Genomic DNA, 17299 nt, shown 5'->3' with positions numbered 1-17299 from the left:
TAACCTTAAAACTCTCTTAGTGTATAAGTAACTACCTTCGGATCAAATTCATTGGATTCATCAGTAGCCTGAAGTACGAGATTTGATTCGCTTATTTCTACAATATCAAATACCTGATTGACAAAATCTGAAGCTTCTTCCTGTTGATTGTTTTCATCGATTATCACAAAATTATCTCTTTGAACCAGAGTTATCCTGTTGCCTTTATTGTTCAATCTCCAGGTTCCCTCAGAAACTATATAATCGTCTATGATTACACAGGCAACAAGATTATCTTCAATTGTATATTTTGTGGCTTCTGTTTCTTCATTGTAAAGTTCAAATGTGAAAATATCATCACTTGAACAATCACTTGGTTGGGCGACTCCATCCTCTTCAAGTTTTACAACTAGCCAGGATTTTACACCATTATCAGTCAAAAGTGTAAGGTTAGATGGTTCTACCTCATCTCTGGAGCAGGAAATAATGGAAATCAGTAAAACGAGTACAAAAAAGTAATATTTTTTCATTTTAGTTCCAGCTTAAAATAACATCCAGGGCATAATTATTTTTACCTAAATATGCATCTGGATCAATAACAATTCTGTTGGGATAATCCCCTGTGGCCCTCGCATTTATAATGACCTCACTTAAATAAAAATCAAGGTTGACATACAATCCCCATAGTTGATCATTAAAATCAAATTCTCCCGTGAATTCATTATATGTTATAGGGATTAAATCTAAAGTCGTTGATAGTCCTCCATTATTGTTTGGCGGAGCAAGCGCATTGAGGTCAAAAAATACAGGATTTGCAAAACTATAATAATAGAGTTCACCGAGTATGTTCTCTGAAGACTCCTGATAGAAGAAATAAGAATTATCTGTAAAAGAAACCAGGGCATTAGTAGGGTTGCTTGTACTTATCGCGTAAATATTGTTTACGCCTCCTTCGAAAAATCCAAAAGCAATATCAAGGGTATCATTGGCATTAGATGGAAATTCCATTTCTTCACCTGAATAAATAATTCTCAATTCATCAAAGCTTATTTCAGTCGGATTGATGGGTTTGGTAAAAAGTGTTGAGACTGAAACCTTTGTAAGACCATTTTCAGTCAAATAATCATAGAGCGAAATATTTGATTTATCATCGAAATAAGTAGCATTGAAATTTCCGTAATTACTTCTAACAAGGCCTGCTCCCTGATCTTTGTAAAAAGCATAGAAGTAATAATTTACTGGTTGTAAATCCGAAAAGAGTATTTTGCCTGAACCGTTGGTTTTACCCCTTGCAACATCCTGTGCTAAAAGCTCAAATGCTCTTTGTGAACGATACAATCTTACTTCCGCATTGGGTACCGGTTGTCCATTGGCATTTAAGACAGTTACTTCTAATTCTGTCGGTTGAAGTTTAGTGACATCAATATCCTCTGAAGAACAGGAAATCAGAAAAAAAGAAACCGGGATTAGATAGAACAGACATTTAATAAAACTGTATTTTTCCAACACACACAAATTTTAATTCTATCTAAATGTATGTGTTTTAGGCATTATCTCAAAAAGCTGATTGAATTATTTAAAGATTAACGGGGGGAATACTTCTCCTGCGTTATTTCTACTGTGTTTTTGTGATTTTGTATTAAAATGAATTTGTACAAATGTGACATCATAGCTGACCTAATTCATTGGAAGATACACTTGTTCATTATCGATTTTTCAGTTTAATAATAAATTAGAACTATTTGGTAAGGTATAACAAAAAAGGGGTGCATCTCTGCACCCCTGCTCGACTAAATTAAACGATATAAATCAAGCTAAAGCCTTTTTAGCTAAGTAGAAATCTACTTTTTCTAATGTTGTATCAGCATTTCTTTCTTCCATTTCGCTGAGTGTTTTTGGTGGCGGAACAATTACCTTATCCCCTTTTTTCCAATTAAGAGGAATGGCTACTTTGTGCTTGTCTGAAATTTGCAATGCTTCCAAAGCTCTTAAAATCTCATCCATATTTCTACCTACATTAAGCGGATAGTACATTATCAATCTTACTTTTTTTGCAGGATCAATAAAAAATACTGCCCTGACAGCCGCAGTTTCACTTTCATTGGCTTGTAACATGCCATACAATTTTGAAACCTTCATGTCGAGGTCTGCAATAATTGGAAAATCAAAATAGACACCTGTATTTTTTCTTACATTGTCCACCCAGGCCAAATGCGCATGAATGCTATCAATGCTTAATCCAATAAGTTCGGTATTAAGTGCTGAAAACTCATTCTTTCTTTCTGCAAAGCCCGTCATTTCTGTAGTGCATACAGGCGTGAAATCTGCCGGATGTGAAAACATCACAATCCATTTATCCTTTGCAAAATCAGAAAATTTAATTTTTCCCTTGGTTGTTATCGCCTCAAAATCGGGAGCCAAATCACCAATTCTTGGCATGAAATATTGATTATTTAATTCTGTACCTTCCATTTTCTTTTTCTTTAAATTGACTATGTGAAAGTGAATATTTAAATAGAGAGTTTCGGTAACTTATGTTACTCTAAAAAATGATTTATTTGCTTGTTGTAAATTCTGTTTCCAAATCCATTAATGAGCGGATTTGATATAAAATCTGTGAAAGTTTTAATAAATAATTGAATATTTAGTTTTGTTAATAATTTAAATTGGCTCAATCAAAATTTTCTGCTGCCAAAACCAATATCTGGAAAGCAATTCTGGAATCCCTAAAAGGAAGTGATGCCGATTATACCAAGATCGGACTTAATAGAGCGATCTTTCTTTTGGCTGTGCCCATGATTCTTGAATTGGTAATGGAATCCACTTTCGCTGTGGTGGATATCTACTTCGTTGGTCGGCTAGGTCCTGATGCCATTGCTACCGTAGGACTTACAGAAACCTATCTATATTTGTTGTATTCAATCGCTATGGGCCTTTCCATGGCTTTAACCGCTATTGTAGCCAGAAGGGTTGGTGAAGGCAAGAAAGATGAAGCAGGGCTAACGGCATTCCAGGCCATTGTTTTATCGGTTTTGGTCTCATTACCTTTTTCAATTGCAGGTGTTTTTTACGGTGAGCAATTACTCATTCTCATGGGTTCAGATGCACAAAGTGCCGCCTTAAACCAGGGCTATACACAATGGATGTTGGGAGCCAATGGAGTCATTGTTTTGCTTTTCAATTTAAATGCAGTGTTCAGGGGTGCGGGTGATGCGGCTATTGCCATGAAAGTTTTGTGGATAGCCAATGGCTTTAATATTATTCTCGATCCCATACTGATATTTGGTCTGGGACCTATTCCCGCATTTGGCATCGAAGGAGCTGCCATTGCCAGTACCCTTGGAAGGTCTATTGGTATAATGATGCAGGTTTATGCATTAGCCAAAGGTGGTAAACACATTAGAGTACTTTCGAAAGATTTAAAACTAAATGTGGCAATTCTTCTGAACATCATCAAAACCTCGCTAGGTGGCGTTGGACAAATGATCATTGCCATGACCTCCTGGATATTTTTAATGAGAATTTTGGCAAATATTGGTAGCGAAGCCGTGGCCGGTGCTACTATCACCATCCGGGTAATGATGTTTACCATCATGCCGGCATGGGGCTTGTCCAATGCCGCAGCCACGCTGGTCGGTCAAAATCTCGGTGCCAATGACCCTGACAGGGCTGAAAATTCTGTTTTAAAAATTGGCTGGTACAATATGATTTTTCTGATTTTGGTGTCTGTTGTGTTCTTCTTTTTCAATAAGAACCTGATCGGGATATTCACGACCGATCAAAATGTGGTTGATGTCGGAGCTGAATGGCTTAAAATCATGTCCTATTCATTTTTTATTTACGGCTGGTGGATGGTAAGTGTGCAAGCCTTTAACGGTGCTGGTGATACCAAAACACCTACATGGATAAATCTGATTTTCTTCTGGATTATACAAATTCCACTGGCCTATTTTTTGGCCATACATTTAAACTGGAATCAATCCGGTGTCTTTTGGGCTGTATTTATATCTGAATCATCCGTAGGATTATTTACCTTTTACATGTTTAGAAAAGGCAAATGGAAAACTTATAAAGTATAATTTATTAGTTCTCCATTCACTAAAAAATATATTATTCCATTTCTTCTTCCGAATCCTCGGACTCATCATCCGGTGCTTCTGCCTCAACTTCAGCATTCTTCATCATGTGTTTTGCAATTCCGCCCCAGTCGCCGTAGGTCTGTACAAAAACGATTTTACCGTTTTCATCAAAATCAAAGGAGTCATAGACTTTTACAACTACTGAGCCGCCTTCCATATCTTCGGATGCCGCCCAGGTGATCGTCCAATCCCCATAATAACGAACCGATCCGTCCATTTCTTTGGTTTCTGCATTGACTCCCGGAAGAAATTGGATGTTTTCGGGCATTTGAAAATCAAAAGTTGCCCATCCCATTTTATCATCCTCTTTCATTTGTTCAATACTTACCGAATCAGGTGTTCCAATTGCAGTAGGCCGATAGTATGCATTTTCAGCAAAATATTTTTCGTAATCAAGACTTTCACTTTGCCAGTCGGTTAGATAGGCCAAAACTGTTTGTGAATTTCTTTCAAAGGCTTCTTTGGCTGAATTGTCTTCAGGTGGATTACAGGCAGAAAAAAGGAGCGCAAGGCTTAAAAGTAAGTATAGTGTTTTCATTATATATAGTTTTTTATATAAATGTAATTAAAAATAATCATCTCTTCTATCTCATTCATTTATTATTTGTAGAAAACAATTAATGAAGAAAATAATAAATACTCTGCTTCAGATTTAAATATTCTTTTAGAAAGAGAGTTTAAAGACTATATTCGAAATTATTTCCGTCGATTAATTGATGCTAAAAAATCGTATTTTACCCTTATCTATTTTAATAATTCTATTAGTATCAAATCTACTTTCAGCCCAAAACCAGAAATACAGCATTTTTTGGGGAGATGATGAAATCGGGCTAATGAATGTTTCCAGAATTCAAAAAGGAATTAAAACCGAATATTCCTTTAAAGCAGATGTCGAATTCAGGGTGATTTTAAAGTACAATCGCAGTACTCAATTCAATGCCACATACCTTCGTGACACCCTTATTTATTGTTCGAGTAAAAGTGTAATGAACGATAATCTCAAGGATTTTCAGTACACCAAAAAAATAGGCGATTCCTACCAGATATTTCAACATCCGGATGATACCCTAAAAATGAAAGAATGTATCCTGCAATCCGTGGCACTTCTCTACTTCAATGAACCAAAACCGGAAATGAAAAGGATCTATGCGGAGGGATACTCCAAATTTGTTCCCATTGAAAAAGTGGGCAATGGCATCTATAAACTTTATCTGACTGAAGATAAGACAAATGTTTACCATTATACAAACGGGCAATTAAATGAGGTAAAAGTATTGCGTACCTGGTTTGATCTGACCTTTAAAAGACAATTCAATTAACACCCCTTGATTTTTTAAAGATCGTGATGAATCATACTTATCCTTATTATCTGCCTTTTATGGAATTATATTTCCATCATTTATATAAATCAATGAAAAACACAATATTTGATTTGTGATTTTTAACAAAAAGTAATCATGAAAAATATCCTTTCAATAACAATACTTCTATTTTTCTTCTATAATTCAAAAGCGCAAATAAGTGCCAATTTAATGCAGCACCCTGATGTTTCCGGAGATAAAATAACCTTTGTCTATGGAGATGATATTTGGGTTGCTGACAAAAAGAGTGGATTGGCGCATCGCTTAAGCTCACCCGATGGTCGCGAGTTTTACCCGCGTTTTTCTCCCGATGGACAATACATTGCATATTCGGCCAATTACGATGGCAATTATGATGTTTATCTAATTCCTACAAATGGAGGAATTCCCAAAAGACTCACCTTTCATGATATGTATGATCGCGTGGTTTCATGGAATCCCGATGGGAAAAGTCTGATTTTTGCTTCTTCAAGGGAAAGCGGAAGGCAGCGTTTTACTCAATTTTTTAGTATTTCCATAGAAGGTGGATCGCCTCAAAAATTAGCAGTTCCCTATGGATCTTATGCTTCTTTATCGCCGGATGCTTCTAAAATCGCTTATACCGATCGCTCAAGAGCCAACAGAAACTGGAAAAGATACCGGGGCGGTACTGCACCCGACATTCATATCTTCGACCTCAATACTTTTGAAACTCAAAATATTACTCAAAATGATGCCAATGATGAATTGCCCATGTGGATTGGAAATTCGGTGTATTACATGTCGGATAATGGCCCGGAACAAAGAAACAATATTTGGAAATATGATATACAAAACAAAAAGAATGAGCAAATAACCAAAATCAGCGATTATGATATTACTTTTCCGGAAGCCGGGGATAATCAAATTATATATGAAGCCGGCGGCAAATTGTTTATTCTCAATCTGGAAAATAAACAAAGTGAAGAAGTCAGTATTAATCTAATTTCAGACCGTGAAGAATTAATTCCAAGACAAAAAACCGTCAGTAACTTCATTCACAGCAGTTCTTTATCTCCGGATGGACAAAGAGTGGTTATTGAAGCGAGAGGTGATCTTTTTAATCTGCCGGCTGAAAAAGGTTATGTATCCAATTTAAGCTCTGGTTCCAAATCTGCCGAACGATACCCGGCCTGGTCGCCCGACGGCAAATCACTGGCATACTGGAGCGATGAAAAGGGAGAATACCAGCTTGTGATCAAAGACATAGCTGCTAAAGGCAACACAAAAACAATTACACAATTCAAAGAGGGATTCAGATATAATATTTTCTGGTCGCCGGACAGTAAAAAAATAGCTTTTGTCGATCAATCCATGCGTTTAAATATGATGGAAGTGAGTTCGGGTAAAATCACAAGTTTTGACAAGGGAAAGTATTTATTGGAAGGCGGATTGAGAAGTTTCAGGTTTGACTGGTCTCCGGATAGCAAATGGCTCTGTTATACTAAAAGTGCTGAAAGCTCTGCCACCTCGGCCATCTTTCTTTACAATACCGAAACAAATAAGGTTTCTCAACTGACTTCCGGGTTTTATTCGGATTCTAATCCCGTTTTCAGTAAGGATGGAAAGTATTTGTTCTTTGGCACCAACAGAAGTTTTAGTCCGCTCTATTCTGACCTTGACAATTCATGGATCTATCCAAATACTACAGGTATTGCGGTGGGCACTTTGGACGAATCTGTTGAATCACTTTTGGCCATTAAAAACGATGAAGTTAGTTTGGAAAAAGAAGAAGAGGATTCTGATAAGAAGTCTAAAAAAGACAAAAAAGATAAAAGTGAAGGCAGCAATGCCGATACAAAAGTGAGCATAAGCAATTTTGAAAATCGCGTTGAAATGCTAGATATAGAAGCCGGAAACGTTGGCGGATTAACAGCCCTTGACGGAAAATTACTATTTATGCGCTATCCAAATTCAGGGTCCTCAAAAGAGGAAAAAAACTCCCTTAACTATTATGATATAGAGGAAGAAAAAGTTAAAACCATTATTTCTGATATCAACGGATATGAAGTTTCTGCAGATGGTAAAAAGATTTTGGTAAGGCAAAATCAAAATTACGCCGTTATTTCAGTTGCATCTGATCAAAAAATAGAGAAGACAGTTCCCATACAAAAAATGGTTATGGAAATTGATCCCCGAGCAGAGTGGAAACAAATTTTCATGGATGTTTGGAGAATTGAACGCGATTATTTTTACGATCCCAATATGCATGGCGTTGACTGGAATGCCATGAAAGAAAAATATGGAAAACTGGTCGACGAAGCCAATTCCAGGGCCGATGTCAATATTATTATTGGCGATTTAATTGCAGAACTCAATGCATCGCATACTTATGTAGGCGGAGGTGATACTGAAGAAGGCGATAATAAAAATTGTGGCTATCTGGGTGCGGATTTTAGTGTGGAAAACGGCTACTTTAAAATTGAAAAAATCATTAATGGAGCACCCTGGGATGTTGAAGTGCGTTCGCCTTTAATTAAGCCCGGCGTAAAAGTCAAAGAAGGTGATTATATATTGGAGATTAATGGACAGAAGCCCGACATATCCAAATCAATTCACGCCGCATTTCAGGGCATGGCCAATGAAACTGTACAGCTGACCATCAGTTCAAAACCAAGCCTGGAAAATTCCAAAAAAGTACTTGTGACTACCTTGAATTCCGAAACACGCTTGAGACATCTTGCATGGATTGAAGCAAGTAGGAAAAGAGTTGATGAAGCCAGTAATGGCAAAGTTGGGTATATCTATGTGCGTAGCACGGGGATAGATGGACAGAACGAATTGGTACGACAGTATTTTGGGCAAATGGGTAAGGAAGGCCTGATTATAGACGAGCGCTTCAATAGTGGTGGTCAGATCCCCGATAGATTTATAGAATTACTGGATAGAAAACCATTGGCTTTCTGGGCAGTAAGAGATGGAGAAGACTGGTCCTGGCCTCCTGCCGGCAATTTCGGGCCAAAAGTAATGTTGATCAATGGTTTTAGCGGCTCCGGCGGAGATGCTTTTCCCGATTATTTTAGAAAAAGAAAGCTCGGTCCCTTGGTCGGAACCAGAACATGGGGTGGTTTAATTGGAATCTCAGGAGCCCCTACATTGGTGGATAACGGTTTTATTTCGTCTCCTACTTTTAGAATGTATGATCCGGATGGCCAATGGTTTAAGGAAGGGCATGGAGTAGATCCTGATATCGAGGTACTCGAGGACTTTGAACAATTGGCAAAGGGCAAAGATGTTCAACTGGAAGCGGGAATTAAAGAAGTTATGCGACTGATGGAACTTGAAAGCAATTTCAAAAAACCCGCCCGCCCTACTTATGAAAAAAGGTAAATTATATTTCTGCTAATGAAATTATTACGACTTGTTTTCATTTTTATCATGTCTGCTTCAATCGGAATAAGGGCTCAAACTATGTCTGAAAAGGAATTAAACTTTTTTAAGGAAATCCCTGAATATGAAGGCCAATACAATTCAGGCAAAATAAGCGCCAGAATGATTGACGGTCTGGGATTCAGATTTTACTGGGCTACAGAGGGATTAAGTGTCAATGATATGAGCTATCGCCCTTCAGAAGATATACGCTCAATTGGAGAAACCATTCAACATATTTATGAGATGTCCAATTCATTATTGAATGTTGTCAACCTGAAAGCACAGCTTGATTCGGACTTAACCAGCACTGATAAGCAAAGAGCAGAGACCCTTAAAAATTTAAAACTTATCAGGGATAAGCTGTTTTCAAGCAGCGATGAGGATTTTGAAGGCTATAATCGAATGAGTAAAAATGGAGAAAGTATTCCGTTTTGGAAATACATTAATGGGCCCATCGAAGATTGCATCTGGCATTGCGGCCAAATTGCAAGCTTTAGAAGATTGGCCGGCAATCCCATTACTCAGAAAGTCAGTTTTTTTAACGGCAAAATGAGATAGATATCATTCCTATTTAAGCCATTAAAAGGAATAGTATTATTTCGATGGAGGCATACTTGGCCTTACTTCTATTTTGCTCGGCAATGTTCGCGTATTTAGCTTGACCAGATTTACAACCATTTCTCCGATATCTTCAATCTGGATTTTCCAGGAATCAGAATCACTGGGTACATGATCGTTAAAATAGGTAGCTACGGAACCCGGCATAATCGTGCTTACACGAATGCCGTACTGACGCAAATCAAGCATTACGGCTTGCGTAAAACCTGTTAGACCAAATTTGCTGGCATTGTAGGCTGCACCTCCGGCAAAGAAATTTGTTCCTGCCAAACTGGAAATGGTAATAAAATAGCCTTTGCTTTTTTTTAGGCTTTCGAGAGTAGACTTGATTGTATTAAAAACGCCTGTCAGGTTGATATCCAGGGTGTCTTTCCAGTCTTCCGGGGTTAAATTCTCAATAGAACCAAATTTGCCTATTCCCGCATTGGCCACCACCAAATCAATACTTCCCCATTTTTGAATAATTTTATCTACCGTATCGTTTTGTGAGGTCAGTTCTCTAACATCGCATTCGAAAGCGAGCACATTTTCATTTCCGGTTTTTTCAATTAATTGTTGTGCAGCTTCGTCTGCACTTTGTTGAGACCTGGAGCTGATAGCTACCTTTCCTCCTTCTTTTAAAATAGCTTCTGCTATGCCAAAACCTATTCCTTTACTTCCTCCTGTTATATATGCTTTGATCATAATTTAAAATCACTTTATAATGAAAGGTATTAGAGTTATTAAAGTTCGATTAAAGTATTAAAGTTTTTGAAAACTTAATCAATCTGATCTTTATAAATTTATACAATCTATTCCGGAAGTTTATGCGCTATTTAACTTGAAACTGACAAAAGGTTTAATGGTTCTTTTTTACCACGTAAAATGATATCTCCTTTTGTCAGGAAGGAAAACTCTTTAGAGATGTTCTTAATCAATTGAAATAAATCATTAGAGATTAAAAACTTGCTGTCTAGATTATTGCATTCGGCCTGAATTCTGGCACATGTATTTAAGGTATCTCCCGAATAAGTAATGTCTCTTTTGATAACGCCTATTTCCCCGGCAACCACTGCTCCATAATGGGCCCCTGCTTTAAATTCGGGAATTTGTGAGTATTTATCGAGGTATTTTGAACTCAGTTTCGCTATGGAATTTTGAATTTCGAAGTAACATCGAATTGAATCATTATTTTTTAACTTTTCACCGGCCTTCCAGGAAATTACAACTTCATCGCCGACATACTGATAGATTTCTCCACCGGAGTTAATGATGGCAGCAGTTATATCTGAAAAAACATCTTTTAGAAATTCGTGGTATTTCTCACTACCCAATTTTTCCGCGATGCTGGTTGAGGATTTTAAATCGAGAAACATAAATATCCGGTTTTCTGTCTTGGGAATATTGTACTTGCCAATAAGTATTTTGAATAATATACCCGGGCCAAATTTATTACTCATTTGCAAAAAGAAATAGGTTATGGCTACTGTAGAACCCCAGAAAAGTAGGTTCTTCAAATGCATACTTGTGTAAACCAATAGCTCAAAATTGTTAATCCAGCCTTCTGAAAAGAGTGGAAAAGCAAGCGAAGATAAGACGAGAGAATACAAGACGGTTATGGTCCCGGTAATTGCTAAAAAGAAGAAAACAATTATACTAACTGTATAGATGTATGGTCTGGTTCTGTATCTCTCGTCAACAAAAATGAGAACCATTCCTCCAATAAACCCACCAAATAATCCGAATAGAAAATTAGAAATCAGTACAGTAACAAATTCATATTGCTCCGAAGATTCACTTATAAAATGACTTTTTAGAAAAAGATGATCGTAAAAAGTTTGAAAAATGCCCAATAGTGCCCAGGTAAATGTTATTATTAAAGCTCTTGTCCATTGTAGTTTTTTCATTTTAGCTGAATTCCTTTAAAAATAAGAAAATCCATATACCTATTTTTTAAAGCCGAATATACTTGATGGTTTTTTTACCAATTTTGAATTAAAATAAACGTTGGAAAGTATTTACACTACAAAACAAGTGTTGAATGTATATAAAAGCGTTCCCGGCCATGTTCTTATTGCTTTTTACTTGCGCCATCGAAGCTGCCGGGCTCAGTATCAATGGGCTGGTTGTCGATCTTGAAAGTAATCAAGTTTTGCCCTATGCAAGTATTGCTGTTTCAGGCAAATCGATAGGAACCATCAGCAATTCGGACGGACGCTTTGTTTTATCTGCCGAACACATTCAATCAAATGACACCATTTTAATCAGCTATATGGGTTATGAAACCTTGAAATTGCCCTATGAAAAAGCGCTGTCCCAAACTTCATTTTATTTAAAACCGGCAAATATTAATCTCTCCGAGGTAAAGGTTTATTCAAGAAATCTAAGTGTTGAAGAAATAATAGAAAGAGCAGTTGAAAATTATTCAAAAAATCATCCGCAGATAAATCAAAGACAAAGGTTGTTTGTACATAGTTTTATTCAAACGCCATTTTCCAAACAAAACACAGCCCGGATTGTAAAATCAAATTTCAAAGGGATGAGCAAAGATAAATTTGATGCTATTTTTAATAAAATCCCTGCTGTTTTTACGGATTATAACGATGCTATTTTTGATCTGTATTCTTTTGACTATAAATACAAACTAAAACCCATTCAGGGAATATCATTGGAAGAGGGTGATCAGGATGCTCTATTAAAAGAAATTGAGGAACAAATGACTGAAATAATTGCTGATTTTGAGAATGCAATTAAAAATCCAGATGTCTATTACAAATTCAAAACAGGGATCTTCGGATTTAAATTTAATCCTTCGGAAGACGAAAACAATGAGAGTGACTATTCCAAGGATGACAGTCTGAATTTTAAAATCCCAACGGCTTCGATAAAATACGAAACAGGCAAGCTGATAAAAGAATTTTCTACATTGGAAGGAGAAAATACCGAATTTCTAAAAAAGAAAGGGAAATATCGATTTAAGCTTGAAAATATTGAATTCTACAACGGAGAACTTGTTTACCGGATTAAATTCTCACCAAAGCGAACAGGGCTCTTTGAAGGAGAAATTTTTATTTCCACTAGTGATTTTGGCATACACCAAATGGATTATGCCTATGCCAAAGGTAAAAGCACAGAAAACATAAAAATATTAGGCTTTGGGCATGCAATTAATAAGCGGAAAGGGCGTGTGATTTTTGATAAAGGACCCGATCATTACCATTTAAAATTCATATTGGCAGAAGAAAGTGAAATGGCCGCTATTGACCGGAAATTTTCGTTTCTGAAAAAAGAAAAACGTTTTTTTATTGATAAGGAATTAAGTCAGATAAAATTTGATGTTGATTTACTCTTCAATGTTCAAAGTAAATGGGAATTGCTTGTATTGGAACATGAAACTTTGAACGAAGAAGACTTTGACAAAGTGGAGCAAGCGAAGTTTATGAACTTCAAAAAAGAATTGGCACATTCTCCCAAAGACTGGGAAAATCGCACCTACATCGTTCCGGGCGAAGAACTAATTAAATACACAAGAAAAATAAATAAAGAGAACTGAAGAGAATTAGAAATACTGAAAAAGGATTTACTTATTTTCAATATCATCGAGGAACATTATTTTATCCAGACGAATTTTAAAATCATTCTCGCCAATTAGATATTCTTCTCCCAATTTGGAATAGATATCATAAAGTTGACCCTCATAGAATTCTATTTCATCATTGATTTTGTACTGAATTCTGCAAATTTTGTTTCTGGTAATTCTATCAAGCAAAATATCATGAAACGAACAATTTATAGGAATATATGGCATATCAAGAACCCTTTAAATCTGAAACTTCTATTTTAAGATTAAGAGGGCCTTTGTGCGATGTACTAATTAATGCCCCATTGATACTTTTCCAGTCATCCCAGGTAAATTCGACACCACCAACCGGGATTATACTCACCCAAAACTTCCATGATTTTGGCCGATAATTGTCATCTAAAATCCATAAATACGTATCTCCTGGTGTTACACCTCCGGAAGTATAAGTGACCAACAGGGCTTTATTGCCTTCATAGTTAACCACTTTTCTTTTAGTTCCGGAATCCCTCACTTTAAACGGAGCTCCTAACCAAAAGGAATCATTTATAAAGTATTCATATGCTGTTTGAATTATTTCAGAAGTGTCTTTTGAGCTAATTGTTGTTTTACTTTGAACCCTTCCCTTCTTTGCTTTTGTGTTCAAATAAACCGTTATGTTTTCCCAATTTACAATAACACTGTCAAGTTTTTTAAACCAGGTATAGTGATGTCCGGGTGGATAGGACCAAGAAACCACTTTCACTGAATCCCAAGCTCTTTTGTTTAAGGCCATTAGCATTCTATCCGCTAGTTTTTCTGCCTCAATGCCCTCTTCTCCTTTTGGCATTGGTTCGTCCATTATTTGGAATGCTACAAAACTGATTGCTAAAAATGCAATTAAGCAAACGCTAAAAATTTTAAGTGCTTTTCGCATTTGACAAACCTAAGGCATTTTATAAAAATCGAAAATAATCGGCAAGACTTTGAGATTTAATAATGAATGAATATAAAATTTAGCGGTCATTACAAATTGTATTATTTGAAGATTTAAAATCGATCGTGCTTTCAATATTTCCAATAATTCAAATAATTAATCTGAATAATTAATAAATGTAGCATCCTGAATAAAGTCTTTAATTCAGAAATAAAGAGATTTTTGTATATTGAAGCTTCTCCTAAGAGCCAATTAAATAACCGCAAAAACAAATAATGAATAAGCGCAGCCTTTGTATTTTTCTTGTGTTTTTGGTTTCATTCTTTGAAATAAAGGCACAAATAGTCATAGAAAAATTTTCTCCCGAATCTTTGCCTACCGGCTTTCATGCTGTAACTGCAGAAAGAGGTAATATCATTGTCACTTTTCCCGAGGAAGGTGCTGTATGGAAGTCACATTGTTACAATTTAAAAGGCAAATTGCTATGGGAATACGAGCTGAAGCTCAAAGAAAATGAATATGTTATTCAAGATGAATTATTTGAAGGTGTATTGAATATTTTCAGCACTGTAAAACAGTCAGATCCAAATAGAGCCACGCTATACCTTAGAAGAATTGATGAGAAAACTGGCAAACTCATTTCAGAAAGACAATTGTGGAATAAGTCTGTGGAAGAGGAACACTTTAATGATAATAAGGCGGATGTCATTGCAGATGAAAATATTGCAATTTCAGCGCGAAGGGATGAAAAGGTTGAAGTTCATCTGGAATACAGATTTAACATGAGTGTTTCACTCAGGGAATCCAAATATCTTTTCTATATCTACGACTACTCCAAAAATCAACTAAAATTAGACTATAAGGTTTTTGATCAGAACGTACAGGAATTGGACAGCGGACATATAGATTTTGAAGATGGCATGTTCATTTATGAGGTAAAAGTCAATGACCAGGGCGATGTATTTGTTGCTAATTCAAACCTGGAAGGCGATCTTGAAGTCTATAAATACCCGGTTTTGAGCAGCGGCTTTGATTTCCTAAATATTCTCTCCGATTCTATCAATATGGGTGATATCAAAGACGATCTCACTTTGAATTTTATCGATGACAATAAGGTTTTCATTGCCTCAAAACTTGAATTTTCCGAACTTTTTCTGGGCATATATTACGCTTTATTCGATTTTGAAAACACCCGAATAAGCCGGGAGAAATTTCAACCATTGAATATTGAACTATTACACAAAGTGGACAGCTTGCATAAAGCTAAAGAAATCAAACATCTGGTCTGGAATAAATACAATCTTACCCATTTCAACATTTTTAATAAAAAGGAACTGGTGCTGGTGTTTGAACATATGGATATAAAACATTCAGGACATATTTTCAGAGAAATTGATTTTGTATCCAGATTGCCCTGGAAAGAACACAATTCAAAAGTCTCGGTAGGGCCTGCACTCATTTTTGCTTTTGATGGCTATGATGTTTTGAAATGGAGTAAATATTTTAATGTAAATTTAGAAACACAGGAAGCTTTATTTCCATTGAGTTCAACCATGAATGTTCTTCCTCCTGAGGATGATAAATTGACACTTGTCGTAAGAGATAATGAAGCCTCATACACTTACAAACTCGAATACGAAAAAGACATGGATGAAGAAAAAGAAATAATTGAAGAAGAAGGCGGGATTATACCGGCCTGGACAGTGAAAATGAAAAATAAGTATTATGCTTCCTATTTTTCAAACGATGAAAAAATCCTCATTATAAAGGAGATCATATATTAACCCTTTCGTAATAAAATTTAGAGTTCAATTTACAATTCTAATTTATCCTGAAATTTAAGACTCCAATTCGGCAATAGCGGATTTCTTTTCTATCAAAGAATTGCTAGATTTAATAAAATTCAATTGAATGAAAAATATAATTATTCTCTTCATAGTCATTTGCACCTTTCCAATTTCAGTAAAAGCCCAATTTAATGGCAAACCCCTTTACGATGTGCTGGTAAGGCAATATCCCGATACTTTTGGAACTTACAGAATGGAATTGTATCCAACGATTGCACCTCTGCATTGTGAAAATTTCGATACCCTTGCACAACAGGGTTTTTATGATTCACTCGCATTTCACAGGGTTGTACCAAATTTTGTAATCCAGGGTGGCGACCCGAATTCAAGATCAGGACCTCCCTCCACATGGGGACAAGGAGCTCCATGGCAAAATACCGTTCCGGCAGAATTCAACCCGCTTTCTCATAGCAGAAGTACCATCGGTGCGGCAAGGTCAACCGATCCCAACAGCGCTACTTCACAGTTTTATGTCAATCTTGCCAATAACAGCAATCTCAATGGCAATTATACCTTATATGGAAAAGTTATTAGCGGAATGAATGTGGTGGACTCTGTGGAAGCGGCGCCAACCGATGCCAATGACAGGCCGCTCGATAAAATCGATATGTTCATTACTTACGTAGGTGAAGACACTACCTCACCTTCAATGGCGCCAAGTTTGACAGCACCTGCGGACAGCGCAGTGGATTTATTTGGAGATGAAACATTTAGCTGGACCACAGTGAATTCAAACGACTTTTTACTTTATAGAATTGAATTTTCAAAACAATCTGATTTTAGCAGCATCGACTATTTCGAAAACGTTTCAAAAAGCAAAACAAGTATAAAACCCCTCGATAATCTGGAGCAGGGTTTTGTGACTTATTATTGGAGAGTTCTAACCAATAATGGTGGAAAGATGAAAGCCTCGGAAACGAGAACTTTTACAACATATATTGCAGCTCCAATACTTAAAAAACCTCTGGATATGTCCAATAGCGTATATATGAATCCGATATTCGAATGGTACAGTGTACCCGGTGCTACACAATACAATTTTGTGATTTCCACGCTCCCTACGCTTGAAATTCCAAATTTTAACGTGGTTGATACAATTACCTGGAAAACAGATTTTGTTCCGGCACCATTGAATGCCAATTCGACCTATTACTGGGGTGTTAGTTCAATTAAAAATGGAGTGCCAGGGGATTTTTCAGAAGTACGTCAATTTACAACCAGCAATATTATCAGCAGTCTGGAAGGAAGTCTGCTGGATTTTGAAATGATCTTTCCCAATCCAAATTCGGGAATCTTCACCGTAAAATCAGAATCCAATTCCAATACTATAATTAAAATTCATGACATTAACGGAGCAATGATTTTCGAAAAAGAATTATCTTCTGAGATTGAACTCATTGACATTAGCAAGGAAGCAGATGGCATTTATTTTTATTCAATTAGCGGTTCTTCAAATTCGAAGCGGGGTAAAATAATTAAGCGTTAAGCTT

General features: G+C 36.4%; 15 protein-coding genes. 7 read left to right on the top strand and 8 right to left on the bottom strand.

All coding sequences use genetic code 11. The features are described 5' to 3' along the window. Positions 1–5 precede the first annotated feature (5 nt). The 3 genes from HZR84_13955 to HZR84_13945 all read right to left on the bottom strand — a co-directional run bounded on the left by HZR84_13955 (position 6) and on the right by HZR84_13945 (position 2451). The gene (locus HZR84_13955) at positions 6–509 is read right to left on the bottom strand and encodes a hypothetical protein (protein QNL22998.1); all 504 of its coding nucleotides are present in this window, start codon (positions 507–509) and stop codon (positions 6–8) included. Between the two features lies 1 nt (position 510). Further along, positions 511–1485 (bottom strand): hypothetical protein, encoded by a 975-nt coding sequence (locus tag HZR84_13950; GenBank protein ID QNL22997.1) that lies wholly within the window; start codon positions 1483–1485, stop codon positions 511–513. A 303-nt stretch (positions 1486–1788) separates the two neighbouring features. Continuing rightward, complete coding sequence (locus HZR84_13945; GenBank protein ID QNL22996.1) at positions 1789–2451, bottom strand: peroxiredoxin; 663 nt, start codon at positions 2449–2451, stop codon at positions 1789–1791. Between the two features lie 194 nt (positions 2452–2645). Here HZR84_13945 and HZR84_13940 point away from each other — a divergent pair, with 194 nt between their 5' ends. Next, positions 2646–4058 (top strand): MATE family efflux transporter, encoded by a 1413-nt coding sequence (locus tag HZR84_13940; protein QNL22995.1) that lies wholly within the window; start codon positions 2646–2648, stop codon positions 4056–4058. A 31-nt stretch (positions 4059–4089) separates the two neighbouring features. Here the strand turns inward: HZR84_13940 and HZR84_13935 are convergent, their stop codons facing one another. After that, positions 4090–4656 carry a hypothetical protein gene (locus HZR84_13935; GenBank protein ID QNL22994.1) on the bottom strand — a complete coding sequence of 189 codons (567 nt, stop codon included), beginning with the start codon at positions 4654–4656 and terminating at the stop codon, positions 4090–4092. Between the two features lie 178 nt (positions 4657–4834). Here HZR84_13935 and HZR84_13930 point away from each other — a divergent pair, with 178 nt between their 5' ends. From HZR84_13930 to HZR84_13920, 3 genes are all read left to right on the top strand, one after another. Continuing rightward, positions 4835–5437 carry a hypothetical protein gene (locus HZR84_13930; protein QNL22993.1) on the top strand — a complete coding sequence of 201 codons (603 nt, stop codon included), beginning with the start codon at positions 4835–4837 and terminating at the stop codon, positions 5435–5437. A 138-nt stretch (positions 5438–5575) separates the two neighbouring features. Continuing rightward, positions 5576–8827: a PD40 domain-containing protein gene (locus HZR84_13925; GenBank protein ID QNL22992.1), complete on the top strand. Its 3252-nt coding sequence runs from the start codon at positions 5576–5578 to the stop codon at positions 8825–8827. Between the two features lie 15 nt (positions 8828–8842). Continuing rightward, positions 8843–9427, top strand: coding sequence for a hypothetical protein (locus tag HZR84_13920; GenBank protein QNL22991.1), 585 nt, complete (start codon positions 8843–8845; stop codon positions 9425–9427). Between the two features lie 36 nt (positions 9428–9463). On the opposite strand, the gene HZR84_13915 is transcribed toward HZR84_13920, so the two are convergent. Further along, a complete protein-coding gene (locus HZR84_13915) occupies positions 9464–10171 on the bottom strand; it encodes an SDR family oxidoreductase (protein QNL22990.1) in 708 nt (235 codons plus the stop codon). Positions 10172–10302: 131 nt separating this feature from the next. Further along, positions 10303–11373, bottom strand: coding sequence for an adenylate/guanylate cyclase domain-containing protein (locus HZR84_13910; protein ID QNL22989.1), 1071 nt, complete (start codon positions 11371–11373; stop codon positions 10303–10305). Between the two features lie 134 nt (positions 11374–11507). On the opposite strand from HZR84_13910, the gene HZR84_13905 reads away from it, so the two are divergent. Further along, positions 11508–13019, top strand: a complete 1512-nt coding sequence (locus tag HZR84_13905) for a carboxypeptidase-like regulatory domain-containing protein (protein QNL22988.1) — start codon at positions 11508–11510, stop codon at positions 13017–13019. A 27-nt stretch (positions 13020–13046) separates the two neighbouring features. Here the strand turns inward: HZR84_13905 and HZR84_13900 are convergent, their stop codons facing one another. Beyond that, positions 13047–13235: a hypothetical protein gene (locus tag HZR84_13900; protein QNL22987.1), complete on the bottom strand. Its 189-nt coding sequence runs from the start codon at positions 13233–13235 to the stop codon at positions 13047–13049. 40 nt (positions 13236–13275) lie between these two features. Then, entirely contained in the window at positions 13276–13887 is a 612-nt protein-coding gene (locus tag HZR84_13895; protein QNL22986.1) for a hypothetical protein, read from the bottom strand. Between the two features lie 350 nt (positions 13888–14237). Between HZR84_13895 and HZR84_13890 the strand changes: the two genes are divergently transcribed. Further along, positions 14238–15746 carry a hypothetical protein gene (locus HZR84_13890; GenBank protein QNL22985.1) on the top strand — a complete coding sequence of 503 codons (1509 nt, stop codon included), beginning with the start codon at positions 14238–14240 and terminating at the stop codon, positions 15744–15746. A gap of 127 nt (positions 15747–15873) precedes the next feature. Continuing rightward, on the top strand, positions 15874–17295 hold the full coding sequence (locus tag HZR84_13885; protein ID QNL22984.1) for a peptidylprolyl isomerase: 1422 nt from the start codon (positions 15874–15876) through the stop codon (positions 17293–17295). The last annotated feature ends 4 nt before the right edge of the window (positions 17296–17299 follow it).

The sequence above is a fragment of the Hyphobacterium sp. CCMP332 genome, assembly GCA_014323545.1.
Taxonomy (GTDB): Bacteria; Bacteroidota; Bacteroidia; order Cytophagales; family CCMP332; genus CCMP332.
This window is presented reverse-complemented; position numbering and strand designations above follow the sequence as displayed.

What these genes read in the sequence shown, in the direction of transcription:
- HZR84_13890 (QNL22985.1), top strand. Translation starts at nt 14,238, where the DNA reads ATGAATAAGCGCAGCCTTTGTATTTTTCTTGTGTTTTTGGTTTCATTC.
- HZR84_13955 (QNL22998.1), bottom strand. Translation starts at nt 509, where the DNA reads ATGAAAAAATATTACTTTTTTGTACTCGTTTTACTGATTTCCATTATT.
- HZR84_13920 (QNL22991.1), top strand. Translation starts at nt 8,843, where the DNA reads ATGAAATTATTACGACTTGTTTTCATTTTTATCATGTCTGCTTCAATC.
- HZR84_13885 (QNL22984.1), top strand. Translation starts at nt 15,874, where the DNA reads ATGAAAAATATAATTATTCTCTTCATAGTCATTTGCACCTTTCCAATT.
- HZR84_13945 (QNL22996.1), bottom strand. Translation starts at nt 2,451, where the DNA reads ATGGAAGGTACAGAATTAAATAATCAATATTTCATGCCAAGAATTGGT.
- HZR84_13930 (QNL22993.1), top strand. Translation starts at nt 4,835, where the DNA reads ATGCTAAAAAATCGTATTTTACCCTTATCTATTTTAATAATTCTATTA.
- HZR84_13915 (QNL22990.1), bottom strand. Translation starts at nt 10,171, where the DNA reads ATGATCAAAGCATATATAACAGGAGGAAGTAAAGGAATAGGTTTTGGC.
- HZR84_13925 (QNL22992.1), top strand. Translation starts at nt 5,576, where the DNA reads ATGAAAAATATCCTTTCAATAACAATACTTCTATTTTTCTTCTATAAT.
- HZR84_13910 (QNL22989.1), bottom strand. Translation starts at nt 11,373, where the DNA reads ATGAAAAAACTACAATGGACAAGAGCTTTAATAATAACATTTACCTGG.
- HZR84_13905 (QNL22988.1), top strand. Translation starts at nt 11,508, where the DNA reads ATGTATATAAAAGCGTTCCCGGCCATGTTCTTATTGCTTTTTACTTGC.
- HZR84_13935 (QNL22994.1), bottom strand. Translation starts at nt 4,656, where the DNA reads ATGAAAACACTATACTTACTTTTAAGCCTTGCGCTCCTTTTTTCTGCC.
- HZR84_13895 (QNL22986.1), bottom strand. Translation starts at nt 13,887, where the DNA reads ATGGACGAACCAATGCCAAAAGGAGAAGAGGGCATTGAGGCAGAAAAA.